The organism is Collinsella sp. OM06-18AC, assembly GCF_003438785.1.
Taxonomy (GTDB): Bacteria; Actinomycetota; Coriobacteriia; order Coriobacteriales; family Coriobacteriaceae; genus Collinsella.
Genome location: NZ_QSTX01000010.1, coordinates 43,323 through 68,250, shown reverse-complemented (window position 1 = coordinate 68,250; position 24,928 = coordinate 43,323). Strand labels below are relative to the sequence as shown.

21 protein-coding genes are annotated in these 24,928 nt (G+C 60.6%); 3 read left to right on the top strand and 18 right to left on the bottom strand.

Annotation, left to right across the window (positions count from 1 at the left end; genetic code table 11):
• Positions 1-337: 337 nt before the first annotated feature.
• From rpmB to DXB86_RS07390, 3 genes are all read left to right on the top strand, one after another.
• A complete protein-coding gene (rpmB, locus tag DXB86_RS07400) occupies positions 338-526 on the top strand; it encodes a 50S ribosomal protein L28 (protein WP_022094725.1) in 189 nt (62 codons plus the stop codon).
• A 524-nt stretch (positions 527-1,050) separates the two neighbouring features.
• Positions 1,051-3,699 (top strand): bifunctional acetaldehyde-CoA/alcohol dehydrogenase, encoded by a 2,649-nt coding sequence (gene adhE / locus DXB86_RS07395; RefSeq protein WP_055250041.1) that lies wholly within the window; start codon positions 1,051-1,053, stop codon positions 3,697-3,699.
• An 88-nt stretch (positions 3,700-3,787) separates the two neighbouring features.
• Positions 3,788-4,552, top strand: coding sequence for an aminoglycoside phosphotransferase family protein (locus DXB86_RS07390; protein ID WP_006236119.1), 765 nt, complete (start codon positions 3,788-3,790; stop codon positions 4,550-4,552).
• A 176-nt stretch (positions 4,553-4,728) separates the two neighbouring features.
• On the opposite strand, the gene DXB86_RS07385 is transcribed toward DXB86_RS07390, so the two are convergent.
• The 18 genes from DXB86_RS07385 to ppdK form a co-directional block, all read right to left on the bottom strand.
• On the bottom strand, positions 4,729-6,450 hold the full coding sequence (locus DXB86_RS07385) for a proline--tRNA ligase (protein ID WP_233504177.1): 1,722 nt from the start codon (positions 6,448-6,450) through the stop codon (positions 4,729-4,731).
• On the bottom strand, positions 6,451-7,533 hold the full coding sequence (gene ispG, locus DXB86_RS07380) for a flavodoxin-dependent (E)-4-hydroxy-3-methylbut-2-enyl-diphosphate synthase (protein WP_117736679.1): 1,083 nt from the start codon (positions 7,531-7,533) through the stop codon (positions 6,451-6,453). It abuts the gene before it with no gap.
• 13 nt (positions 7,534-7,546) lie between these two features.
• Positions 7,547-8,908 carry an RIP metalloprotease gene (locus tag DXB86_RS07375; protein ID WP_117736678.1) on the bottom strand — a complete coding sequence of 454 codons (1,362 nt, stop codon included), beginning with the start codon at positions 8,906-8,908 and terminating at the stop codon, positions 7,547-7,549.
• Between the two features lie 25 nt (positions 8,909-8,933).
• Positions 8,934-10,121: a 1-deoxy-D-xylulose-5-phosphate reductoisomerase gene (gene dxr, locus DXB86_RS07370; protein ID WP_117736677.1), complete on the bottom strand. Its 1,188-nt coding sequence runs from the start codon at positions 10,119-10,121 to the stop codon at positions 8,934-8,936.
• Complete coding sequence (locus tag DXB86_RS07365; protein ID WP_233502344.1) at positions 10,121-11,035, bottom strand: phosphatidate cytidylyltransferase; 915 nt, start codon at positions 11,033-11,035, stop codon at positions 10,121-10,123. Before DXB86_RS07365 ends, dxr begins: the two co-directional genes overlap by 1 nt.
• Before the next feature lie 2 nt (positions 11,036-11,037).
• Positions 11,038-11,832: an isoprenyl transferase gene (locus DXB86_RS07360; protein WP_117637242.1), complete on the bottom strand. Its 795-nt coding sequence runs from the start codon at positions 11,830-11,832 to the stop codon at positions 11,038-11,040.
• A 1-nt stretch (position 11,833) separates the two neighbouring features.
• Positions 11,834-12,370 carry a ribosome recycling factor gene (gene frr / locus DXB86_RS07355; RefSeq protein WP_006236112.1) on the bottom strand — a complete coding sequence of 179 codons (537 nt, stop codon included), beginning with the start codon at positions 12,368-12,370 and terminating at the stop codon, positions 11,834-11,836.
• A gap of 2 nt (positions 12,371-12,372) precedes the next feature.
• A complete protein-coding gene (gene pyrH, locus DXB86_RS07350) occupies positions 12,373-13,095 on the bottom strand; it encodes a UMP kinase (protein WP_117736676.1) in 723 nt (240 codons plus the stop codon).
• Between the two features lie 117 nt (positions 13,096-13,212).
• Positions 13,213-14,082 (bottom strand): translation elongation factor Ts, encoded by an 870-nt coding sequence (gene tsf, locus DXB86_RS07345; protein ID WP_117736675.1) that lies wholly within the window; start codon positions 14,080-14,082, stop codon positions 13,213-13,215.
• 45 nt (positions 14,083-14,127) lie between these two features.
• On the bottom strand, positions 14,128-14,856 hold the full coding sequence (gene rpsB, locus DXB86_RS07340) for a 30S ribosomal protein S2 (RefSeq protein ID WP_006236109.1): 729 nt from the start codon (positions 14,854-14,856) through the stop codon (positions 14,128-14,130).
• Positions 14,857-15,075: 219 nt separating this feature from the next.
• Complete coding sequence (locus DXB86_RS07335; RefSeq protein WP_334202455.1) at positions 15,076-15,984, bottom strand: tyrosine recombinase XerC; 909 nt, start codon at positions 15,982-15,984, stop codon at positions 15,076-15,078.
• A gap of 8 nt (positions 15,985-15,992) precedes the next feature.
• The gene (trmFO, locus tag DXB86_RS07330) at positions 15,993-17,330 is read right to left on the bottom strand and encodes a methylenetetrahydrofolate--tRNA-(uracil(54)-C(5))-methyltransferase (FADH(2)-oxidizing) TrmFO (protein WP_117736673.1); all 1,338 of its coding nucleotides are present in this window, start codon (positions 17,328-17,330) and stop codon (positions 15,993-15,995) included.
• A 14-nt stretch (positions 17,331-17,344) separates the two neighbouring features.
• Positions 17,345-18,280, bottom strand: coding sequence for a DNA-processing protein DprA (locus DXB86_RS07325; protein WP_369831484.1), 936 nt, complete (start codon positions 18,278-18,280; stop codon positions 17,345-17,347).
• On the bottom strand, positions 18,277-19,800 hold the full coding sequence (locus DXB86_RS07320) for a YifB family Mg chelatase-like AAA ATPase (protein ID WP_117736672.1): 1,524 nt from the start codon (positions 19,798-19,800) through the stop codon (positions 18,277-18,279). The genes DXB86_RS07325 and DXB86_RS07320 overlap by 4 nt, the downstream gene beginning before the upstream one ends.
• On the bottom strand, positions 19,800-20,285 hold the full coding sequence (locus DXB86_RS07315; RefSeq protein WP_035138570.1) for a YraN family protein: 486 nt from the start codon (positions 20,283-20,285) through the stop codon (positions 19,800-19,802). The genes DXB86_RS07320 and DXB86_RS07315 overlap by 1 nt, the downstream gene beginning before the upstream one ends.
• A gap of 189 nt (positions 20,286-20,474) precedes the next feature.
• Positions 20,475-21,263 carry a ribonuclease HII gene (locus DXB86_RS07310; protein ID WP_117736671.1) on the bottom strand — a complete coding sequence of 263 codons (789 nt, stop codon included), beginning with the start codon at positions 21,261-21,263 and terminating at the stop codon, positions 20,475-20,477.
• A 93-nt stretch (positions 21,264-21,356) separates the two neighbouring features.
• Positions 21,357-21,698 (bottom strand): 50S ribosomal protein L19, encoded by a 342-nt coding sequence (gene rplS / locus DXB86_RS07305; protein WP_006236098.1) that lies wholly within the window; start codon positions 21,696-21,698, stop codon positions 21,357-21,359.
• A 211-nt stretch (positions 21,699-21,909) separates the two neighbouring features.
• Entirely contained in the window at positions 21,910-24,660 is a 2,751-nt protein-coding gene (gene ppdK, locus DXB86_RS07300; protein WP_117736670.1) for a pyruvate, phosphate dikinase, read from the bottom strand.
• Positions 24,661-24,928 lie beyond the last annotated feature (268 nt).

Genomic DNA, 24,928 nt, shown 5'->3' with positions numbered 1-24,928 from the left:
TCCATGTGGGTATCTCGTACCCCTTTAATGGTCAAGGGATAGTGTAGCCAACCTCGAGCTTAATTGCGAGCATAAATACAGAACAATCCGTAAACGGAGCCCAATGCTCCATAAACCTATATATATTTGTGGGACGAGCTTGAAAACGCACGCACGAGCTGGCATAATCCCCTCTGCTGCACGCAAATCGGATCTACGTCCAGGGCCGTGGCGTGAGCACTATCGCCAAAAGAGGAATATCTCTGTGTAGATTACGCACAGGGAGCTGCTTCTGTGCTATAGTTCAGGCTTGTTTGTTAACGCGACATGTTCGTTTGTCGCCCAAGGAGGGTCAGTTATGTCCAAAGTTTGCGAAGTTTGCGGTAAGCACCCCGTTGCCGGTCGCTCCATCAGCCACTCTCACCGCGTCACCAACCGTAAGTTCCGCCCCAACATCCAGCGCGTTTACGTCGTCGTCGATGGTCACCGTCGCAAGATGAACGTTTGCTCCACCTGCCTCAAGTCCGGCAAGGTTGCGCGCTCCTAAATAAGGTCTTACCAACAAGTACCTCGGACTCTCCGGGTCAAAGACCTCGCGTTCATATAGAACTTACCAAAGGCGTCCTCCCCCACGGAGGGCGCCTTTTTTGCACTCATTGGGGACAGACTTACATGAGTGTTTACAGATGTCAAAGGAATCATAGCCCAGCTGATATGCCTTGAAGCTTGACCAGCGGTACGCATCGAGCGAGTCGAGCGCGCCTTTCACAGGATTGAGATGGATATAATCGAGCAACTGGACCGCCTGCGTGTCCGACTCGACCGCGACCCGCGAATAGCGATTGTCAAACAGGTGCCCCGTTCTCCCCGTTTTCCCATTGAAATACTCATATAAGTCTGTCCCCAATGAGTGGGGCGATGCGGCAAACGGGAAGTTAAAAGTTATAGTTGAAGCGTTTCAGTTAATTGAAGCGTTTTAGTGTGCCTTTTACGGGAATCTTACCGTTTACCGAATTATTTCTTGCTATCATGCTAGACGTAGGGTAAATCTCCGATCGCAAGGAGACACAAATGGTGAAAAAGTCACCGGAAAACACTACTCCCGCAATTGTGGACAACGTAGAGGCGCTTGAGGCTAAGCTCGCTCAGATGCGAGAGGCCCAGGCGCTTTTTGCTACGTACACGCAGGAGCAGGTCGACAAGATCTTCTATGAGGCCGCCATGGCCGCCAACAAGGCTCGTATCCCGTTGGCGAAGATGGCCATCGAGGAGACCGGCCGCGGCGTTCTTGAGGACAAGGTCATCAAGAACCACTACGCCGCAGAGTACATCTACAACGCTTACAAGAACACCAAGACCTGTGGTGTCCTGGAGCGCGACGAGGCTTATGGCATCACCAAGATCGCCGAGCCCATCGGTATCGTGGGCGCCGTCATCCCGACGACCAACCCCACCTCCACTGCGATCTTCAAGACGCTGATCAGCCTGAAGACCCGCAACGCCATCATCATCTCCCCGCACCCGGCTGCCGCCAAGTGCACCATCGCCGCCGCCAAGCTCGTGCTTGACGCCGCCGTCAAGGCCGGCGCCCCCGAGGGTATCATCGGCTGGGTCGATGTCCCCTCCATCGAGCTGACCAACATGGTCATGCGCGACGTCGACATCATCCTCGCCACCGGTGGCCCGGGCATGGTCAAGGCCGCCTACTCCTCGGGCAAGCCCGCCCTAGGCGTTGGCGCCGGTAACACCCCGGTCGTCATCGACGACACCGCCGACGTGCTGCTCGCCGTCAACTCCATCATCCACTCCAAGACCTTCGACAACGGCATGATCTGCGCTTCCGAGCAGTCCGTGACCGTCATCGACACCATCTATGACCAGGTTAAGGCCGAGTTCCAGAAGCGCGGCTGCTACTTCGTCAAGCAGGGTGCCGAGATGGAGGCACTGCGTGCCGCCATGTTCAAGAACGGCGCTCTCGACCACCGCATCCCCGGCATGGCTGCCGCCAAGATCGCCGAGCTCGCAGGCATCGAGGTTCCCGCCAAGACCAAGATCCTGATCGCCGAGGTCACCTCCACCGACCCCGCCAAGGAGGAGTTCTCCCACGAGAAGCTCTCCCCGGTCCTGGCCATGTACCACGCCAAGGACTTCCAGGAGGCCGTCGACAAGGCCGAGCACCTGGTGCTCGCCGGTGGCCCGGGCCACACCGCCTCTCTGTACGTGCACCCCGCCCAGGCCGAGAAGATCAGCCTGTTCGAGCACGTCATGAAGGCCTGCCGTATCGTCATCAATACCCCGTCCTCGCACGGCGGCATCGGTGACCTGTACAACTTTGGCATGAAGCCGTCTCTGACCCTGGGCTGCGGCTCCTGGGGCGGCAACTCCGTCTCCGAGAACGTTGGGGTGAAGCACTTGATCAACGTTAAGACTGTGGCCGAGCGCCGTGAGAACATGCTGTGGTTCCGCGCTCCCGAGAAGGTCTACTTCAAGAAGGGTTCCACGCCCGTCGCCCTCGACGAGCTCGGTACCGTCATGGGCAAGAAGCGTGCCTTCATCGTCACCGACCAGTTCCTCTTCAAGAATGGCAACACCCGCGCCATCGAGGCCAAGCTCGACGAGATGGGCATCGCCCACGACTGCTTCTACGACGTCGAGCCCGATCCGTCGCTGCAGTGCGCACGTCGCGGCGCCAAGCAGATGGCTCTCTTTGAGCCGGACGTCATCATCGCCGTCGGCGGTGGCTCCGCTATGGACGCCGGCAAGATCATGTGGATGATGTACGAGCACCCCGAGTGCAAGTTTGAGGACATGGCCATGGACTTCATGGACATCCGCAAGCGTATCTTCACTTTCCCCGAGATGGGCAAGAAGGCCTACTTCGTCGCCGTCCCGACCTCTTCGGGTACCGGCTCCGAGTGCACGCCGTTCGCCATCATCACCGACAAGGAGACCGGCATCAAGTGGCCGCTCGCCGACTACGCGCTGCTCCCCAACATGGCTATCGTCGACGCCGACAACTGCATGACCGCCCCGCGCGGCCTGACCGCTGCCTCCGGCATCGACGTCATGACCCACGCCATCGAGTCCTACGTCTCCATCATGGCTTCCGACTACACCAAGGGCCTCTCCGAGCGCGCTGCTAAGCTCGTCTTCGAGAACCTGCCCTCCAGCTTCACGAACGGCGCCAAGGACCCGCACGCCCGCGAGGAGATGCACAACGCCTCCTGCATGGCCGGCATGGCCTTCGCCAACGCCTTCCTGGGCCTCAACCACTCCATGGCCCACAAGCTCGGCGCTTTCCATCACCTGCCCCACGGCCTCGCAAACGCCGTCATCCTGACCCGCGTCATGCGCTACAACGCCGCCGAGGCTCCCGTCAAGATGGGCACGTTCTCCCAGTATCCTTACCCCAACGCGCTGCACAACTACGCCGAGATGGCCAAGTACTGCGGCATCGAGGGCAAGGACGACAAGGAGGTCTTCGAGAACTTCATCACGAAGCTCGAGGAGCTCAAGGACTTCATCGGCGTCAAGAAGACCATCGCCGACTACGGTGTTGACGAGCAGTACTTCCTCGACACCCTCGACGAGATGACCGAGCAGGCATTCAACGACCAGTGCACCGGCGCAAACCCGCGCTACCCGCTCATGAGCGAGATCAAGGAACTCTACCTGGACGCCTACTACGGCCGCGAGCCTCAGGACTACGCCGTCTGCTAGTTTTAGCACGGTTTTTAACGGCGGGGGTGCACGGGTGTTTCACACACCCCCGCCGTCGCTTCTATCGCATCGTTGAAAGGATGCAACCATGCTGCTACCCGATTCCAAGACCGAGCTCGTCCGCCGTGGCAACAAGGTCGTTTACGACCTGGGCGACAAGATTGTCAAGGTCTTTAACGAGACCAAGCCTGTCTCCGACGTGTTCAACGAGGCTTTGAATCTTGCCCGCATCAATGAGTGCGGCATCCGCAGCCCCAAGGCTCTCGAGGTTTCCCAGCTCGAGAACGCCAACGGCTGGGCGCTCGTGACCGAGAAGGTTCCGGGCACCACCCTTGCCGAGAAGATGACTGCCGAGCCCCAGCGCTTTGGTGAGTATCTCGAGATGTTCGTCGACCTCCAGATCGAGATCCACGGCTACACCTCCCCGCTGCTCAACCGTCAGCGCGACAAGTTCGCCCGCATGATCGACAGCCTTGATCAGCTCAATGCCACCACGCGCTACAACCTTCAGGAGCGTCTGGACGGCATGACCAAGGAGTTCAAGGTCTGCCACGGCGACTTCAACCCCTCCAACGTCATCGTCGGCGACGACGGCCAGCTCTATGTGTGCGACTGGGCACACGCCACCCAGGGCTCCCCTGCTGCCGACGTTGCCACCACCTACCTGCTCTTCGCCCTCAACAGCAAGGATCAGGCCGAGGCCTACCTGGAGCTCTACTGCGACCGCGCCGACATGCCCATGCAGGTCGTGCGTCAGTGGACGAGCATCGTCGCCGCTTCCGAGCTCGCTCGTAAGCGCAACGTGAACGATGAGTTCCTGAAGAACTGGATCGACGTCGTCGATTATCAGTAATATCTGAGCGATTTATTTCGCATCGGAGGCACAAGAAAACCCCGCAGCTCATATGGGCTGTGGGGTTTTCCTTTACCCATCGAGTTTATTCACGCAACAAAATAGACTGCTCCGCATCTCTTCCTAAGAGAGATACGGAGCAGTCCCGCAATTACATCTAATAGCAGAAACGTCGATTAACGGCGGGCCGCCTTAACAAGCTCGACAACCTTGGCGACGACCTCGTCAATCGCCACGTCCTCGCGCTCGCCCGTGGCACGGTCCTTGAGCTCAACGGTGCCATTCTTAAGGCCACGCTTGCCAAGCACCACCTGATACGGGAATCCCATAAGGTCGTTATCGGCAAACTTAAAGCCGGGACGCTCGTCGCGGTCGTCGACGACGACCTCGATACCCTCGGCGCACAAGCCCTCGACGATTTGGTCGCAGACGGTTGCGCACTCCTCCTTCTTGGGATCGAGCGGAATCACAGCGACCTCGTACGGGGCAACGGAAACCGGCCAGACGATACCGTGCTCGTCGTTGTGCTGCTCCACGACGGCAGCAAGCGAGCGGGACACGCCCACGCCGTAGCAACCCATGATAAGCGGCTTCTCCTTGCCGTCCTCGTCCATAAAGGTGGCGCCCATGGCCTCGGAATACTTGGTACCCAACTGGAAGACCTGCGAGACCTCGATGCCGCGAGCAGCAGAGAGCGGCTTGCCGCAGTGCGGGCAGGGATCGCCGGCAACGACGGTGACCAGATCTGCCCACTCATCGACGGTAAAGTCGCGCTCGGGGCAGGCACCGGTAAAGTGATAATCGACCTCGTTGGCACCGCAGGCCCACTGCTTGGACTCGCGCAGGCTCTCGTCGCACACCAGACGGATGCCCTCGGGCAAGTTAACCGGTCCGATAAAGCCCTTGTGCAGACCGTAGGTCTGGAGCTCCTCGTCCGTCATCATGCGATAACCCTTGCCAAAGACATGCTCGGCCTTGCAGTCGTTGAGCTCATGATCGCCCGGGACGATGGCCACGACGGGCTTGCCCTCGGCATCGATGAGCGCCAGGGACTTGCGCGTGCCGTTCTCGGGGAACCCAAAGAACTTAGCAACGGCCTCAATGGTGCCCATGCCCGGAGTCTCGACCTTGGTAAGCGTACCGTCGCCGGGGCCCTCGGTCACGACGACCTTGGTGCTTGCGGCCTCATCATCGGCAGCGAAGCCGCAATCGTCGCAGTAGACGAGAGAAGCCTCGCCGGCGTCGGCCAAAGCCATGTACTCGACGGAGGTATCGCCACCGATCTCGCCGGAGTCGGCAACGACGGGCAAGGCCTTGATGTAGCAGCGCTCGCAAATGTTAGCGTAGGCCTGCTTCATCTTGTCATACTCCTCCTGCAAGCTCTCCTGCGTGGCGGAGAAGCTGTAGGCATCCTTCATGATGAACTCGCGACCGCGCATCAGGCCAAAACGGGGACGGAACTCGTCGCGGAACTTATCCTGGATGTGATAGAGATTCACTGGCAGCTGCTTATAGGAGCGCAGCTCGTTGCGCACCAGGGCCGTGACGGTCTCCTCGTGCGTGGGGCCCAGCACGAACTCGCGACCATGACGGTCGTCAAAGCGCACAAGCTCCTTGCCATAGGCATCGATACGGCCGGACTCACGCCACAACTCGGCATCGACCATGATAGGCATCATAAGCTCCTGGGCGCCAGCGGCGTCCATCTCGTCGCGCACGATGTTCTCAATCTTGCGAATCGAGCGCCATGCGAGCGGCAGGTAGGAATACAGACCGGCGGCCTCCTTGCGGATCATGCCGGCACGGAGCAGCAGGCGGTGGCTGGCGAGCTCAGCGTCCGCCGGATCCTCTTTAAGCGTCGGCGCATAGAGCTTAGACATATACATTGCTCGGGTCATTTATTTCTCCTCAATAAGCTTGTCGACCTCTGCCATAAGCGCGTCGACAATTTGGTCCTCAGCTACTTTACCAATGATCTGGCCATGCGAAAAGAGCAAGGCCTGACCACGTCCGCAAGCAACGCCTAGGTCGGCATCAGAAGCCTCACCGGGGCCATTAACGGCACATCCCATGACGGCAATCGAAAGCGGCGCGGAATAGTTCTTAAGCCGCTCGGTGACCTCCTCGGCGATGGGAATGAGGTTAACCTGGCAGCGGGCGCACGTGGGGCACGAGACAATCTCGGGACCACGGCGACGCAGGCCCAGCGACTGTAGAATTCCCCAGGCGACCGGCGGCTCCTCAACCGGATCGGCCGTGAGCGACACACGCATGGTGTCGCCGATGCCTTCGGAAAGCAAGATACCCAAGCCTACAGAGCTCTTGATGGTGCCCTGAAGCTTGGTCCCCGCCTCCGTCACGCCCAGGTGAAGCGGAACGTGGGGAATCTCACGTGACAGGGCTCGATAGGCATCGAGCGTCGTTTGCACGCTATGGGCCTTGGCCGAAAGCACAATGTTCGTAAAGCCGCGATCCTCAAAGTGCTTGACGAAGCGCTCGCTCGACATCACGAGCTTTTCGGGCTGCGTGAGGTCGTCGCGCTCGGCAATATCTTGCTCAAGCGAGCCCGCGTTCACGCCAATGCGAATCGCACAGCCCGAGGCACCCGCAGCATCGATCACCGCGTCAACCTTGGCCCAATCGCCGATATTGCCGGGATTGATGCGCAGCTTGGCGGCACCGGCCTCAACGGCACCAATGGCGAGCTTATGGTTAAAGTGGATATCGGCGACAATCGGCACCGGAGACTCGGCACAGATGGTGCGGAAGCCCTCAAGCGCGGCCTCGGAGGGCACGCTCACGCGCACGATATCGCAGCCAGCCTGCGCCAACGCGCACACTTGCGCAAGCGTTGCCTGGGCATCAGCGGTATCGGTGCAGGTCATAGATTGGACCACCACCGGCACGCCGCCACCGATCTGCACGCCGCCCACATGCACGGGGCGCGTCAGCTCGCGAGGCAAAGGATGGGATAAAGACAATCCAAACACTCCCCTACAGAATAAATCGAAGGATGTCGGAACGAAGCATATAGACAAACAGCAGCGCAAAGAGCGCGATGCCCACATAGCTCACAATCGTCTGGACCTTGAGCGGAAGCTCGCGGCCCGCAATCTTCTGAATGATCTCGATGACTAGCTTGCCGCCATCGAGTGGCGGGATGGGCAGCAGGTTCATAAAGCCAAGCGAGAATGAAATGAGGGCGGCAAACGAAAGGAACGTGGCAGGGCCGGCAGCAGCAGCCTGTGAGGACATAACGCTAATACCCACGATCGAAGAGGACTGATCGAGAATCTCCATCGTATGCTGCGGCTGGAGCAGGCGCATCACGCCCTCCGCTGTCTGCACAACATAGGAGAACGACAGGCGAGCCGACGTGATGGGGTCTAAACGGACCACCTGCGTAGAGGCATACACACCTAGGCGATCGTCCTCTTTGAGCGCAACCGTGGTCGAATGCTGCTTGCCGTCACGCTCGTACTCAATGGCGATATCGTCCTTACCGGCAGCCTTGCCGATGGCATCGTAAACGTCCATCCAGGTAGAGCACGATACTCCGTCGACCGAAAGAATCGCGTCGCCGCCCTCGATTCCCGCCGAGGCGGCAATCGAGCCTTCGTCAACCTTGCCAATCACATTGGTATCCACCGGCACGGTGACACCTGCGATGGAATAGATGCTCATAAGGAGCAAAAAACCCGTCAGGATATTGACGATAATGCCCGCAAGCAGCATAAAGGCACGCTTGACAAAGCCCTGGCCCAAATAGGTGTGCGAGCGCTCTTGCGCAAGGAGCTCGGCCTCGCCGAACGGCAGCTCCCACACATCGCCCTCGGCAGTCGCATGTTCGTGATCGAAACGGCGACCATCAAAGGTGGTATAGCCTGCCGTGTCTCGCGGCAACGTCTGATATTTGGTGGGATAGTAGCTCGGCGAGGGCTTCTCCCCTTCCTCATACCAGGGCGCGATGGAGCCCCAGCCCAGCAAAAGGGCGCATGCCTCGAGCACAACCTCCTCGGAAAGCTCGAGCTCGACAGCAAGGTCGGCCACGGTCACGCGACCATGACGATAGATAGCCGCGAGCACGCGATCGGCGCACGAAACATCGGTCGGATCCATACCGCAGATGGCAGCGTAGCCACCCAGCAGCAGCGGGGTCACGCCAAACTTGGTTCCAATGCGACGCGACGTGTAATGGATGTCAAAGCGGCACGGCAGACCCAAAAAGAACTCGGTCACACGGACGCCGCAGGCACGCGCCGCCAAAAAGTGGCCGCCCTCGTGCAAAAACACGAGGACGGAAAGCACCAGCAGGCCCCAAAAGACCGATGAGAGAACGCTCAGAACAGTATCCATAAAACGAAAAAGCAATCCTTATGGGTTAGGAACGGGTTGCGGCGAGCACCTGCGCAGCCTTTTCACGCGCCCACGCATCGATGTCGCGAAGCTGCTCAAACGAATCGACCGCCTGCATATCGTGGGCGTCCATGCAGGATTCCACAATGCGATCGATATCGGTAAAGCTGCAGCCATCGTGCAGGAAGGCATCGACGGCAACCTCGTTGGCGGCATTGAGCACGCACGGCATGGTGCCGCCCGTCTTGCCGGCACGCTCGGCCAGTGCCAGACAGCGGAAGGTATCCATGTCGGCAGCATCAAACGTGAGCTGCCCCAGCTCGCGGAAATCGATACGAGGCGCCGGGGTATCCCAACGCTCGGGATACGAGAACGCGAACTGGATGGGAATACGCATGTCGGATGCACCGAGATGCGCCATCACGGAGCCGTCGGCGAACTCGACCATAGAGTGAATCTTGGACTGACGCTGCACGACCACGTTAATGAAATCGAGGTCGCAGTTAAACAGATGCATGGCCTCAATGCGCTCCAGGCCCTTGTTCATGAGGGTGGCGGAGTCAATGGTGATCTTGGCACCCATGGCCCACGTGGGATGCGCGAGGGCATCGGCGCGCGTCACGCGATCGAGCTCGTCGCGCGTGCGGCCAAAGAACGGACCGCCCGAGCAGGTGAGCCAAATGCAGTGGGCCTCGCGCGGGTTCTCCCCCAGATAGCACTGGTAGATGGCGGAATGCTCAGAGTCGACCGGAATAAGCTGGCCCGGTTGCGCCAACGGCATAAGCAAGTCGCCACCGACGACGAGGGACTCCTTGTTGGCAAGGGCAAGGCGCTTATTCGAGGTCAAGGCCGCATGGCTCGCCTCGAGACCGGCGGCGCCCACAATAGCGACGAGCACGCAGTCGACATCGTCGCGACGCGCGAGCTCGCAAACCGCCTGCGCGCCAACGCCGAGCTGTGTGCCCTCGGGCAACTCCTGCAGCACGGCGTCATCGCCATGAGCGACATCGGCAACGGCAACCGCCGGAACCGAGAACTCGCGGGCAGCGGCAACGAGCTCCGAGGTGCTGGAATTAACGGACAGCGCCGTCACCTGCAGGCGATCGGCATGCTGGCGGCACACATCGAGCGCCTGGGTGCCGATAGAGCCCGTACAACCCAGGATGGCAACGCGAAGGCGTCCATCGGGGCCATACGTCGTCTGGAAGGACATTACAGCACGCCTCCAATCATCAGCAACAGCTGTGCGGTGATGCAACCGAAGATAAGCGAATCGCTACGATCGAGCATTCCGCCGTGGCCCGGGATAAGGTTGCCGGAATCCTTGACGCCCACACCGCGCTTGATGCGCGACTCGATAAGGTCGCCGATAACGCCCAGAATGGACACGACCACGCCGCACAGCAGCGCATAGGGCAGGCTGAGCTTGTAGAAGTGCGTCGCCCACAGGATGAGCCAAATCAAAACCGAGCCCAAGATGCCGCCGGCAAACCCCTCCCAGCTCTTTTTGGGGGAGATCTTGGGAACCATCTTGTGCTTGCCGATACGGCTGCCCACGATGTAGGCAAACGAATCGGAGACCCAAAGGGACGCGCAAACGCCCACTGAAAGCAGGGCGCCGGCAAAACCGGGCACGGCATCGCGCAGCAACACGATAGCCGACAGCATAAAGCCAGTGTAGATGGGACCCATGAGCGTCACGGCCACATCGGAGATGCGGGTACGCGGCGACCAGACATACCAAATGCCCACAGCGAGCATCAAGGCAAAAAGCAGGGCATTCAGCAACATCGAATCGCCCAACGCCGACAGCGGAAAGAGTACGGCGGCAGCGATACCCATGCGCTCGTTAGCCATCTTGCCATCGAGCCTTGTCATACGGAAAAACTCATAGCAGCACAGACCGCTCATGACAGAAACAAAGATGGCCGTGGGCACGATACCCAAAACCAGGCACAGGATAAAGACAACGGCGTAGACGATACCGGCGGCGGCACGGGTAATAAAGCCCGCCAACCACGAACCGGTGCCGCTCTTCGCTGCAGGCGCTCCCGCAGTGGCAGCCTTTCGCGCAGGCGCCGCGGAAACTGGCGTCTTGGGAGCAGATGCCTTGGGACGATCGGACATGATTAAGCCTCCTCGGTCTTGCTCAGTCCACCAAACCTACGGTCACGGCCCTGATAGGCCAAAATGGCGTCGACAAGGCCCCAACGATCAAAGTCGGGCCAATAGGTATCGGTGACGTAGAATTCGGAATAAGCCACCTGCCACAGCAGATAGTTCGAAAGGCGCAGCTCACCAGAGGTGCGAATCACAAGTTCGGGATCGGGAAGACCGGCGGTATAGAGGTGGGAAGCCACCATGTCGTCATCAATTGCGGCAGGATCGATCTTACCGGCGGCAGCGTCGGATGCGATCTGACGGACAGCGCGGGTAATCTCGGCACGCGCGCCGTAGTTGACGGCAAGCGCCAGCGTCATACCGGTGTGATCGGCGCACTCGGCAAGACCGCGCTCAAAAACGTCGCGAGTCTTCTTGGGCAGCGCGGAAATGTCACCCAAAAAGACTACGCGCACATTTTCGCGCTTCAGAAGCGGCAGCTCGTCGATAAACGTCTTGGCAAACAGGTGCATCAGAACGTTGACTTCGTGCTGCGGTCGATTCCAGTTTTCGGTCGAAAATGCATAGGCCGAAAGCACGTCGACGCCCAGGCGCACGCAGGCGGTAATGATCTCGCGCAGCGAGACGATACCCGCCTTGTGGCCCTCGGTGCGTGCAAGACCGCGCGACGTGGCCCAACGACCGTTGCCGTCCATGATGCACGAGATATGGTGCGGAATGTTATTGAGGTCAAGGTCGGAAAAACCGACGCCCGCAGGGGCGTCGGCAAAGTACTCGACCAGTTTATGCTCGTCGTATTGCACCTTAGATCTCCATGACCTCGGCTTCTTTTTCCTTCAGAAGCTCCTCGACCTTGGCGACATACTCATCGGTGTGCTTCTGGACCTTGGCCTGCTCGCGACGGACATCGTCCTCGGTGAGCTCCTCATCGCGCTCGAGCTTGTTGTTGAAGTCGCGACGGATGTTACGGATAGACACCTTGGCCTGCTCGGCGTACTCGCGGCACTCCTTGACGAGTTCGCGACGGCGCTCCTCAGTGGGGGCCGGGAACGGCAGACGAACGACGGTGCCATCGGAGTTGGGGGTAATGCCCAGATCGGAAGCGCCGATGGCCTTGACGATAGCGTTGATGAGCGCCTTGTCCCACGGCTCGATGAGCAGCATGTGAGCCTCGGGGGTCTTGACGGCGGCAACCTGCGTGACCGGCGTGGGGACACCGTAATAATCGACGGTGATGTCGGACAGAATGTTGGCGTTGGCGCGACCGGTACGGACCTTGGAGAAGTTATGCTTGAGGGACTCGAGCGACTTGTCCATATGGGCGGTGATGTTCTCTGCCATGCTTAATCCTCCTGATAGACGAGCGTGCCGACGGGCTCACCCGCGAGCGCGCGCTTGACGGTGTCCTCGCCATCGATGTTGAGGACCAAAATCGGCATACGGTTATCCTGGCACAGTGCCGTAGCCGTGGAATCCATAACCTGCAGACCGCGGACGAGAACCTCGTGATAGGTAATCTTGTCAAAACGGACGGCATCGGCGCACTTGACGGGATCCTTGTCGTAGATGCCGTCAACCTTGGTGGCTTTAATCAGAATCTCGGCGCCGATCTCGCACGCACGAAGAGCCGCGGCGGTGTCGGTCGTAAAGTACGGATTGCCCGAACCGGCAGCGAAGATGACGACGTTGCCCTTGGACAGATGGTTGATAGCGCGGCGACGAATATAGGGCTCGCAGATCTCGTTCATCTGGATAGCGCTCATCACGCGGCAAGGAACATCGTTGTGCTCGAAGGCATCCTGCAGGGCGAGCGCGTTCATAACGGTTGCCAGCATCCCCATGTAGTCGGCCTGAGCACGCTCCATGCCACCGGCAGCGCCTGCCATGCCGCGGAAAATATTGCCGCCGCCGACAACGACGCCGACCTCATGGTCAACGGCGAGCAGCTCCTTGACCTGCTTGGCAAGATGATCGGTAACCTTGGGGTCGATGCCATATTGGCCGTCGCCCATCAGTGCTTCGCCGGAAAGCTTAAGAAGCACGCGTTTATATCGGATGTCGGACAAAGCGATCCTCCTTTAATTAGACTCTCAATATGATATCAAAGGCTCTGATAAGAGCCATGAAAAAGCAGGCTGTGAGTAAAACCCACAGCCTGCTCATTACCAGCTACAAGAGCTTATTTACTCGCCACGGACCAGACGGTCAAAGGCAACGACGGTAATGGTGTCGCCGAGCTCCTTGGAGACCTGCTCAGCGTACTTCTTGATGGTGAGGGAGCTGTCCTTGATGAACTCCTGCTCGGTGAGCACGGACTGCTTGTAGAACTTCTCCAGACGGCCAACAGCCATCTTCTCCTGGATAGCCTCGGGCTTGCCGGACTCGGCAGCCTGGGCCATGTAGATCTGCTTCTCGTGCTCGACGGTCTCGGCCGGAACCTGATCGCGGGTAGCGCAGATCGGGGCGACGGCGGCAACCTGAAGGGCAACGTCGTGAGCGAAGGTCTTGAAGGACTCAGCCTGAGCGGTCACGGCCTTCTCGAAGGCGAACTCGACGAGGACGCCGATCTTACCACCCATGTGGATGTAAGAAGCGAGCGCGCCGTTCTCGGCCTTGCGGGCAGCGAAGCGGGAGATCTTCATGTTCTCGCCCATGATGTGAATCATCTCGGTGAGCTCGGAGGAAACGGTCTCCTCGCCCATCGGCTTCTCGAGCAGAGCATCGACGTCAGCAGGCTCGGTGGTAGCGACAACCTCAGCGACCTTAGAAGCAAAGCCGGTGAACTTGGCGTTGGAGCCAACGAAGTCGGTCTCGCAGGAGAGCTCGAGCAGAGCGCCGGTCTTGCCATCCTCGGAGACGAACGCGGCGACAGCGCCCTCGTTGGTCTCACGGCCAGCCTTCTTGGCAGCCTTGGCAAGGCCGTTCTTACGCAGAACGTCGACAGCGGCGTCCATGTCGCCGTCAGCCTCGACGAGAGCCTTCTTGCACTCCATCATCGGGGAGTCGGTCATCTCGCGGAGCTGCTTGACCATAGCGGCGGTAATCTGGGCCATTGTGGTTCCTTTCAAAGAGATGAAAAAGAATTAACTAAGACTGATTTACTCGGCCTTGGGCTCAGCGGCCATCTCGGCCTCGGAGACCTGCTCCTTACCGGAGCCAGCGAGGCAGGCGTCAGCCATGAGCTCGCACATAAGGGTGACAGCGGAGATAGCGTCATCGTTGCAGGGGATGCCGTACTCGACCTCGTCGGGATCGGAGTTGGTGTCGATCAGAGCGACGACGGGGATGTTCAGGCGCTGAGCCTCCTTGATGGCGTTCTCCTCGCGCTTAGTGTCGATGACGAAGAGAGCCTGGGGCAGACCCTTCATGTCGCGGGCGCCACCGAGGTTGGTCTGGAGCTTGGTGAGCTCCTTGCCGAGCACAGCCTGCTCCTTCTTGGGGAGCACTGCCATGCGGCCGTCCTCGACCATGGCCTCGAGCTCCTCCATGCGGTTGATGCGGGAGCGGATGGTGACGAAGTTGGTCAGCATACCGCCGAGCCAACGCTGGTTGATGTAGGGCATATTAGCGCGCTCAGCAGCGTTCTTGACGGCCTCCTGAGCCTGCTTCTTGGTGCCGACGAACAGCACGTTGCCGCCCTTGGCGACGTTCTTGACGAAGGTGTAGGCCTGGTCGGCGTCAAGGATGGTCTGCTTAAGGTCGAGGATGTAGATGCCGTTGCGCTCACCGAAGATGAACGGCTTCATCTTGGGGTTCCAGCGACGGGTCTGGTGACCGAAGTGGCAGCCGGCCTCGAGCAGGGTGCGGATATTAATCTTGGTAGCCATGTTAAACCTCCTGTGGTTTGCCTCCGCGCGGGGTCATCCTCCAAAACCAACCCGGACATGTGCTACCAAAGCCCGGGCACCACGGTATGAAGTAGCCGCGCGTGCGTGATAAAAACCTGTTGCCGTGAAGCAACCCGATGAATGATAGCAGGAATGCATCTTCCTGCCAACCCGCAATCAAAACCACACACCTGAGCGCGGCGCGGGACGTCCCAGCCACTATTCGCCGCGGGGATGGGCTTGAGCCACAGCCCGCTTAAGCCGATCGGGTGTGAGATGCGTGTAGATCTGCGTCGTGGACAGGCTCGCATGGCCCAGCAGCTCTTGAACCGAGCGCAGGTCCGCACCGCCCTCGAGCAAGTCGGTCGCAAAGGTATGGCGCATCGCATGCGGGGCGATGTCGGCAGGCATGCCGGCGAGCGTCGCCAGCGTATGAAACCGCCGCCTGAGCATGGCGGCACTCATGCGATTACCGCGCGCCGATATAAGCAGCGGATGCGGCCCGGTAACGGGGTCACGACGCTTTGCCTGAGCGAGCAACTCCGGCCTTCCCTCCTCAATATAGAGACGCGTCGCCTCGAGCGCACGACGATACAGAGGGACGATACGTTCTTTGCTCCCCTTGCCCCACAGGCGCAGCGTGCGTTCGGACCACGCAATGGACTCCACATTGAGTGCTGCGAGCTCAGAGATACGGGCGCCCGAGGCATAGAGCAGCTCGAGCATCGCCGCATCGCGCAGTCCCGCGGGTGTTGAGGTATCAGGCGTCTTGAGCAGCGCCTCCACCTGTTGGGTCGTCAGCACACCGGGTAGATCGCGCGGAAGCTTGGGCGAGGAAATTGCCGAGACCACATCGCCCTCCACGACCCCCTCGGCAGCCATCCATCGATAGAGCGATCGGATAGCCGACAGATGCGCCGCAAGCGTTCGGGGAGCCACCTGCTCACGCGAAAGCTCGGCAAGATAGCGACGAATGGTGCGCACGTCGGCAGCGAAAGCATCGATATCCTCGCGCTCGCACCAGGCAGCAAAGCGCTCCAGCCTCGAGCCATAGGCCGTCACCGTATTGGGAGAAAGCCCCTCGACACGTGCGATATAGGCGATAAACGAGTCGACGGTGTCGTACAGGTCAAAGGCTATGACCGGTCGCCTCCAAACAGATCGGGGCGAGTGGCCAGATAGGCATCAAGGGCCTCGAGCGCACGGTCCGCATAGGCCTGGTAGCGGTCGCGCTTGCTGCGGCGCTTACCATCCTCGAGTGGCGGCACCAGGCCAAAGTTGACATGCATAGGCTGATAGCCCACCGTGGCCGGATCGGTAGCATAGCCCACGAGCGCGCCCAGGGCGCCCACGCGGGGCAACTCGACGCCCGCGGCGCCGATAGCCTCGGCATAGGTGTTGAGCGCCGCGAGCAGACCGGTCGCCACGGCTTCCATGTACCCCTCGGTGCCGGTGATCTGACCGGCCAGGCGCACGCCGGTACCAGGCACGGCAAAAGTGCCATCGAGCACGTGCGGGGCGTCGACAAAGGTATTGCGGTGCATGACACCGTAGCGGAAGAACTCAGCGTTCTCCAGGCCCGGCACCATATGGAAGACGCGCTTCTGCTCGCCAAAGGTCAGGTTGGTCTGGAAGCCCACCAGGTTATAGGCGGTCTTCTCCTTGTTCTCGGCACGCAGCTGAATCGCCGCCCAAGGGCGACGTCCGGTACGCGGGTCGGTGAGGCCGACGGGCTTCATGGCGCCAAAGCGAATGGCGTCCTTGCCGGTGCGCGCAACTTCCTCGGCAGGTTGGCAGGCCTGAAACAGATCGCCGCCCTCAAAGTCTTTGAGCACCACGCGGTCGGCCGTGGTAAGTGCCTCGATAAAGGCCTCGTACTCCTCCTTGTTGAGCGGAGCGTTGAGATAGTCGCCGCTCCCCTGCTCCTCGTAGCGCGACTGCGAAAACAGCACGTCCATATCGAGCGTGGAGGCATCGACGATCGGCGCCGCGGCATCGAAGAACGCAAGGGCGTCGCCACCGACGAGCTTCATGACCTCTTCGCTCAGCGCCGGTGAACACAGCGGGCCCGCGGCAATGACCACGTGGCCCTCGGGAATCTGCGTGACCTCGCCGTGCACGACCTCGATATTGGGACGGGCGGCAACCTCGGCCTCGACAAGCTCGGAAAACTTGACGCGGTCGACCGCCAAGGCGCCACCGGCGGGAACAGCCGCGCGATGGGCGCAATCGAGCAGGACTGAACCCATGCGCTCAAGCTCGGCCTTTAACAAGCCCGCCGCAGAGTCCGGACGGGTCGATTTAAACGAATTGGAACAGACGAGCTCTGCCAGGTGATCGGTATGGTGGGCCGGGGAGCTCACCTGGGGGCGCATCTCGCGCAGCTTTACGGCAAACCCGCGGTCTGCCAGCTGAATCGCGCACTCCGAACCCGCCAGACCGCCACCGATAACCGTCACCTGATCGAACTGCATCTGCAAACACCTTTCTAATTGACACGTTTTCCATTGTGACCGAAGGGCGTCTGGGCGTGAAGGGCAAACTTGGAGGGCGCATACCTTCCATCCATCATGCGCTCGATAAGGCCCTCGAGTTCAAGCGAACCCAAGAGTTTGAGTACGCCGACAGTATCGAGCGAGACGAGCGCCGCGATGTCGTCGACCTTGAGCGGAGAGGCAATGAGCGCATGCATCACGGTCTGCTGTGTTTGATCCAGGTCGGCAATGCCGGGAGCATCGGGGCGCGAGTAGCGCAGAGTGCCGTAGATGCGTGAGATAGCCATCTCGATAGATTCCTCGTCGATGATGCAACAGGCACCGTTCGCAATGAGGTAATTCGTGCCACGCGACTCGGGCGATAGGATCGACCCCGGCACAGCGAGAAGTTCTCGCCCCAAATCCATAGCAGCCTCGGCTGTAGAAAACGTCCCGGAAGGCATACCCGCCTCGGATACAAAGAGGGCTTGCGACAGGGCCGCGATCACGCGATTGCGGCGCGGAAAGGCAAACTTGCGCGGACCCATGCCCCACGGGGAGATCGACACGACCGCGCCACCCGTATCGAGCGTGCGCGTAATAAGCCCCGCGCTCGAGCGCGGATAGACCACGTCGGCGCCCGTCCCCAGCACCACGACGTGTTTGCCGCCAGCGTTGACCGCAGCCCAACCCGAGGCCTGGTCACAACCGACCGCGCCGCCCGAAACTACCGTCACTCCCGCCTCGACCGCCACCTTTGCCGCAAGCTCTGCCACGGCAAGACCATACGGCGAGGCCTTGCGCGCGCCGATGATGGAGACCGCGGGCGTCGAAAGCACCTCGGGGTTGCCGCGCACATAGAGCGTCTGGGGTACATCAGAAAGCTCCAAAACGATCTCGGGATACAACGCATCACCTGGATGCAGCTCGTAGGTCCCCTCGGCCATCATTGGTCCCTCCTTCCCTGGTACATCGCTGCCTCGAGCACGTGGTCCTGCGTCACTTGCTCGCTCTCGGCGACGTCGGCGATTGTACGCGCGATACGCACCAGTCGCACGATGCCGCGACCCGTGAGATGTGTGCGCTTCGACAGGCCGAGCACACACTTCTCTGCCGCATCATCGAGCTCAAAGGTCGAAACGACGCCGTCAATGGACCGTGTCTCGTCATCCTCGGCCTCGGCATCCGCATCGTCCATACGGGATTCGCGCCAAGCGCGAAAAGCGCGACCGCGCACAACGTAGTCACGTAACTCGGCAGACGACATACCCTCCGCACCCTCGATAATCACTTGGGGGTCGGGACGGGTCACATCGATCATCATGTCGATACGGTCGGCCAAAGGACCGCGCAGTTTAGACCGATAGCGCTCGACCATCGCCGCCGAGCAGCGACACGGCACCTCGCGATCACCCAAGAAGCCGCAGGGGCAAGGGTTACTCGCAGCCAGCAGCTGAAAGCGCGACGGGAAGGTAAAGGCCCCGTCGACGCGCACGATCCTCACATAGCCGCGTTCGATGGGCTGACGCAGCGTCTGCAGCACACCCGTGGGAAACTCGGCAAGCTCGTCCAAAAAGAGCACGCCGCCATGAGCAAGGCTGATCTCACCCGGGTGCACCGGGCGCCCGCCGCCGATAAGGCCTGCGGTCGAAATACTGTGGTGGGGACTGCGGAAGGGCCGGTGCCCCGCCAACAAGCCATCGATGTTCTCACCCAAGACCGAATGGATGCACAGCGCCTCCTGTTGATCCTCAACGGAAAGCTCGGGCAGGATGCCGGTCATACGACGGGCGAGCATCGTCTTGCCCGATCCCGGGGACCCAATCATAAGCAAACCGAGCTCGCCGGCGGCCGCAAGCGCCATGCCGCGCTTGGCGACTTCCTGCCCCAGCACATCGGCATAGTCGAGTTCGGGCTCAAAGGTCGCCTCAACACCCTCGGAATCCAGATAATGACGCACGGCATCGCCCATGCCGCGAGCAAGCTGAGACAGATGATCGATAAAGCCGCAATCAACGCCCGCAAGCGGCACATGCTGATCGGACCTGCCGGCGATAAAGGACAGCCCCATGTCGCGAGCCAGCAGCTGAAACGCCACCTCGCCCTTGACGGGAAGCACCGTACCGTCCAAGCCGAGCTCGCCGGCGATAAGGCAGCGATCGAGGTTGTCACGGGGAATCTGCCCATCGGCCGCCAGAACCGCGATGGCGATGGGCAGATCAAAGCCGCTACCGGTCTTGCGAATATCGCCGGGCGCCAGATTGACCGTAATGCCCGAGCGTGGGATCTCGAACCCGGCGGAGCGCATCGCGCAGCGAATACGACCGCGTGACTCCATCACCTCCATACTCGGAATGCCGAGCATTTGGATGCCCGGAACGCCACCGGCAAGCGAGACCTCGACCGTGACGTGAATCGCCTCGACGCCGCGGATGCAGGCCGCGTGAACGGCAAACGTCTCGAACGCCATCACGACACCTGCCAATCGAACGCGTTGTACTGATGCTCGATCTCGGCGATATGCCCGCCACGAATGGTGACACCCACGGCATCGAAGCGAATCGCCTTGAGCGGATAATGCTCCATGAGATAGCAACTTGCGATGCGGCGGTAGCGGCGTTGCTTTTGAGCGTCCACGGCCTCCTCGGGAAAGACCCGCGTGCTGCAATCCAGTGCAACGCGTCTGGTCTTGACCTCGGCCATCACCACGACATCGTCGAGCTCATCGAGCAGCACCAGATCGGCCTCGCCCTCGGTGCAACGATAACCCTGCTCCAGCAAGGTGTAGCCGCGCTCGTTAAAGTAGTCGATGGTGATCAGCTCGCCCAGCATGCCCAGTTCGCGGGGACTGAGTCCCTTGATAAACTCGGGCGTCATCGCCCCGCAGTCGAGCTCGCCGTTTTCCCAACGCTCCTTGAGCTGCTGCGTCTTGCTCTTTTTGCTTGCGGCACTCATGGGGTCTCCTTTCCCGCACGCTGCATTGCCCCGATGATGAGGGCACCTTTCATGCGGGTAAGTACCGGAAGCAAACCAAAAGCTGACCAAATGCCGTCAAAAAACGGGCCGTACGCAGCAATGATGTTGCATACGGCCCGCTACCAGCAGGTTTATAAAACCCCTGAGGTCCCTGTCTCCACAATTGACCTAGAAAAGGCGCTCAGTCTGCAGAAAGTTTCCGCAAAAGCTCACGCGGTGCAGTGAACAAAGTCCATGTTTGCGAATGGCCTCGATGTGCTCGGGGCTTGCGTAGCCTTTCGATTCGGCCAAATGGTACTCGGGATACTCGGCGTCGTACTCGACCATCATCTCGTCACGCGTGACCTTGGCCATGATGGACGCCGCGGCGATACAGGCGATCTTGGCATCGCCCTTCACCACGTCGCGCTCGTTGGGAACGGCGCCCAAGGGGTTACCGTCCATAAGCACGCAATCGGGCTCGAGCCCCGTATCGGCCACGGCGCCCGCGACAGCGGCTCGAATGGCGCGGGCCATGCCCATCTCATCGATATCCTTAGGCGCGATATGGCAAAAACCAATTGCCGTCGCCACCTCGGCAATCTTCACTGAGAGCAACTCGCGGCGCGCCGGCGTGAGCTTTTTGGAATCGTTGATGCCCCAGACGCGCGGCTCCATAGGAAGGCAGACGGCGCATACCGTCAAAGGACCGGCCACCGATCCGCGACCCACCTCGTCGACACCAACGACTACCCCATCGCCGCCAAGCTCATGCATAAGCTCGTACATGTCATTGACGCGCTCGCGCTCGGCAAGTTCCTTGGCATGGCGCTTAAGAGCACGCTCGCAAGCCTTGATCACCTGCTGGCGCGGGTCCTCGCGATAATGCTCCACGAGGGCGGGGATCTCCTCAAACGTAGCGCTCGCCAACTCACCGGCAACCTGCGATGCCGAAACCGAGCTCGTCATATTGGCCATACCAGGCCCTCCTTGCATGCAAATCAGATAAAAAGAAGGGCCACCCGAAGGTGACCCTTGTGTCCAAACGAGTGGACAGACGCTGCGATCTTCTTAGCGCTTCTCGGGGATGCGAGCAGCCTTGCCCACCTTGTCGCGGAGGTAGTACAGCTTGGCGCGACGGACGCGACCATGACGAACGACCTCGAGCTTGGCGATCTTGGGGCTGTGAAGCGGGAAGGTACGCTCAACACCGACACCGAAGGACATCTTGCGGACGGTGAAGGTCTCGCGGGCACCGGCGCCGGCCATGCGGATGACGTCGCCCTGGAAGACCTGGATGCGCTCGCGGTCGCCTTCCTTAATGCGGTAGTGAACCTTGACGTTGTCGGCGACGCGAACCTGAGGAATGTCCTCGCGGATCTGCTGACGCTCGATTGCGCGGATGTAATCCATGTGCAATTCCTTACTCTTCTAGAGGTGCCGTACCACCTTGGCCGGCACGTAGTTGAACAAACGTATTCGAGTATACACGCGCGGGTTTGCACTGCAAGAACAATTTTTTACGCAGACAAAAAGACAAAAACCCGCACATGATAACCGCCCGCCTCAAGAATGAGACGGGCGGTATGAAGGGGCGCTACGCTAGGCGTCGATGCGCAGGGGGCTAGGCGTTGCGCTTGGCCTCGAGCTTGGCCTGAGCGGCAGCCAGGCGCGCGAGGGGCACGCGATAGGGCGAGCAGGACACGTAGTCCACGTCGGCCACGTTAAACAGGCCCTTGATGGACTTGGGGTCGCCGCCATGCTCGCCGCACACGCCAAAGTGCATGTCGGGATTGGTGGCGCGGCCCTTCTCGACGGCCAAGCGCACGAGCTCCAGCACCGCCGTGTCGATGGTCTCGAAGGGATTGTCCTTCAGGATCTTCTTGTGCATGTACAGCGGGATGTACTTGGCCTCGGCATCGTCACGAGAGAAGCCGAAGGTCGTCTGCGTGAGGTCGTTGGTGCCAAAGCAGAAGAAGTCGGCATGATGGGCGATCTCGTCGGCGACCATACAGGCGCGCGGCAGCTCGAGCATCGTGCCCACGGGAATGTTGAGCTCGACGCCCTCTTCGGCGGAAACCTCGGCGATTACGCGCTCAATGACCTCGCGGGTCTGGACATGCTCTGCCGTGATGGAAACGAGCGGAACCATGATCTCGGGGCGTGGGTCGACGCCCTCCTTGATAAGGCGGGCAGCAGCCGTGGCAACGGCGCGAACCTGCATGAGAGGCAGATCGCTAAAGACGACGGACAGGCGCACACCACGCAGGCCCAGCATGGGGTTGGACTCGACCATGCTGTCAATGCGACGCAGGCGGGCGCGCAGGGCAGTGAGCTCCTCCTCAGGAGCGCCGGCGGCCTCCTTCTTGGTGATGGCGACCTCGAGCTCGCGAGGATTATCCAGGAACTCATGAAGCGGCGGATCGAGCAGGCGGACGACCACATCGCGACCGGACATGGTCTTGAACATCGCCAGGAAGTCCTCGGTCTGAACCTTGAGCAGGTCGGCCAGGGCCTGCTGCTTCACGGCCTCATCGTCAGACAGGATAAAGCTCTGGATGATGTTCTTGCGATCGCCCAGGAACATGTGCTCGGTGCGGCACAGACCGATGGCCTCGGCGCCAAACTCAAGAGCGAGCTCGGCATCCTCGGGGTTGTCGGCGTTGACGCGCACGTGGTTGGCGTGACCGTCGGTCTCGTCCAAACGGATCTCATCGGCCCAGGACAGGATGGTGTCCAGGTCGCCGGTGAGCTCGGCCGAAACCAGGTCGACGGCGCCGTCGACGACGATGCCCTGGGTACCGTCGATGGAGATGACATCACCCTCGCGCAGCACGCGGTCGCTGCCCTCGATGTGCACGACCTTCTCGGCAGCGTCGATATGGAAGCGCTCGACACCGCAGACGCAGGGCGTACCCATGCCGCGGGCGATAACGGCGGCATGGCTCGTCTTGCCGCCATGGCTGGTCAGGATGCCCTCGGCGGCGACCATGCCCTTCAGGTCGTCGGGGTTGGTCTCCCAGCGGACCAGAATGACCTTGTGGCCCTCGTTGGCGCGCGCGACGGCGTCATCACTCGAGAACACGACCTCGCCCACGGCGGCACCAGGGCTGGCGTTAAGGCCGCTGGCCAGGGCCTCGTACTTCTTGGAGGCGTCGAACTGCGGGTGCAGGAGCTGGTCGAGCTGCGCGGGATCGATGCGGCTCACAGCCTCCTCGCGGGTGATCAGGCCCTCCTCGACCATCTCGATAGCAATGCGCAGGGCGGCAGTGGCGGTGCGCTTGCCCACGCGGGTCTGGAGCATCCAGAGCTTGCCCTGCTCGATGGTGAACTCGATATCGCACATATCGCGGTAATGATCCTCGAGCGTCAGGAACACGCGCTCGAGCTCCTCGCCTGCGGACTCGAGGCCCGAGGTGGTCTTGAGGTCGGCGATGGGCTCGGTGTTTCGGATGCCGGCGACGACGTCCTCGCCCTGGGCATTCACCAAAAAGTCGCCATAGAACTCCTTGGTGCCGTCGGCCGGGTTGCGCGTAAAGGCGACGCCGGTCGCAGAGGTCTCGCCCTTGTTGCCAAAGGCCATGGCCTGGACGTTGACGGCGGTGCCGAGCTCGTCGGAAATGCCGTGCTGCTTGCGGTAGATGCAGGCGCGCTCGTTCATCCAGCTGCCAAAGACGGCCTGGATGGCAAGGCGCAGCTGGAGCTCCGGATCGTGCGGGAAAACGGGCTTACCGTCGGCGACCTCGAGCTCGGGATACAGGGTCGCCTCGACGTTCTCGGAGAAGATGCCCTTAAAGGTCTCGACGAGCTCCTGCAGGTCCTCGGCCGAAAGATCGGAATCGACGCGAACGCCGGCGACCAGGCGGGCCTGGGTCAGGGCATTCTCGAACAAGTCGGCATCGACACCCATGACGACGTTGGAGAACATCTGGATAAAGCGACGATAGCTGTCCCAGGCAAAACGCGGGTTCTGTGTCTGGGCGATAAGGCCCTGGACGGAATCGTCGTTGAGGCCCAGGTTGAGAACCGTGTCCATCATGCCGGGCATGGAGAACGGAGCGCCCGAGCGGACCGACACGAGCAGCGGATCGGAGGCATCGCCGAGCTTCTTGCCGCAGCGGGCCTCGAGGTCGACCTCGGCGGCAACGATCTCGTCGAGCGCGCCCTCCGGCCATACGTTGCCGGCGCCGGAGTACTCAACGCAAGTCTGGCAGGTAATGGTAAAGCCACCGGGAACCGGCAGGCCGATGCGGCTCATCTCGGCAAGGTTCGCGCCTTTGCCGCCAAGCACAAAGTTCATGGACTTGTCGCCCTCGGTGACACAAATGCCCTGGGCATCGGTTCCAAAACGGTAAACCCTCTTGCAATCGCTCACGATACTTCCCCTTCCATGCGCTCTCGCGCACGACCGTGGTAACGAATCGACCCGCCGGATGCGGGCCGTGAGGGAACTATACGGCGGGATATGAACGGGCTTGAGCAGAGGATACGCGGTTTGGTAAACGTGCTAAAACAGGCGGTAAACGGTAGGTAAAGGTGGTTACCTTATGAAGATACCACTACAAGGAAAGTGCAGGTCGGATGCGATGTTTTTGCTAAATCGCTTTACCATTTATCAGCATTATTTCCAAGTATTCTCTTTG

Excerpts from the sequence above, each read along its gene's own strand:
- rpmB (WP_022094725.1), top strand. The coding sequence starts at position 338 with ATGTCCAAAGTTTGCGAAGTTTGCGGTAAGCACCCCGTTGCCGGTCGC.
- DXB86_RS07320 (WP_117736672.1), bottom strand. The coding sequence starts at position 19,800 with ATGGCGTTCGAGACGTTTGCCGTTCACGCGGCCTGCATCCGCGGCGTC.
- DXB86_RS07390 (WP_006236119.1), top strand. The coding sequence starts at position 3,788 with ATGCTGCTACCCGATTCCAAGACCGAGCTCGTCCGCCGTGGCAACAAG.
- DXB86_RS07385 (WP_233504177.1), bottom strand. The coding sequence starts at position 6,450 with ATGACCCGAGCAATGTATATGTCTAAGCTCTATGCGCCGACGCTTAAA.
- DXB86_RS07375 (WP_117736678.1), bottom strand. The coding sequence starts at position 8,908 with ATGGATACTGTTCTGAGCGTTCTCTCATCGGTCTTTTGGGGCCTGCTG.
- DXB86_RS07325 (WP_369831484.1), bottom strand. The coding sequence starts at position 18,280 with ATGATGGCCGAGGGGACCTACGAGCTGCATCCAGGTGATGCGTTGTAT.
- frr (WP_006236112.1), bottom strand. The coding sequence starts at position 12,370 with ATGGCAGAGAACATCACCGCCCATATGGACAAGTCGCTCGAGTCCCTC.
- tsf (WP_117736675.1), bottom strand. The coding sequence starts at position 14,082 with ATGGCCCAGATTACCGCCGCTATGGTCAAGCAGCTCCGCGAGATGACC.
- rpsB (WP_006236109.1), bottom strand. The coding sequence starts at position 14,856 with ATGGCTACCAAGATTAATATCCGCACCCTGCTCGAGGCCGGCTGCCAC.
- adhE (WP_055250041.1), top strand. The coding sequence starts at position 1,051 with ATGGTGAAAAAGTCACCGGAAAACACTACTCCCGCAATTGTGGACAAC.
- DXB86_RS07365 (WP_233502344.1), bottom strand. The coding sequence starts at position 11,035 with ATGTCCGATCGTCCCAAGGCATCTGCTCCCAAGACGCCAGTTTCCGCG.
- rplS (WP_006236098.1), bottom strand. The coding sequence starts at position 21,698 with ATGGATTACATCCGCGCAATCGAGCGTCAGCAGATCCGCGAGGACATT.
- dxr (WP_117736677.1), bottom strand. The coding sequence starts at position 10,121 with ATGTCCTTCCAGACGACGTATGGCCCCGATGGACGCCTTCGCGTTGCC.
- DXB86_RS07310 (WP_117736671.1), bottom strand. The coding sequence starts at position 21,263 with ATGGCCAATATGACGAGCTCGGTTTCGGCATCGCAGGTTGCCGGTGAG.
- DXB86_RS07315 (WP_035138570.1), bottom strand. The coding sequence starts at position 20,285 with ATGAGTGCCGCAAGCAAAAAGAGCAAGACGCAGCAGCTCAAGGAGCGT.
- trmFO (WP_117736673.1), bottom strand. The coding sequence starts at position 17,330 with ATGCAGTTCGATCAGGTGACGGTTATCGGTGGCGGTCTGGCGGGTTCG.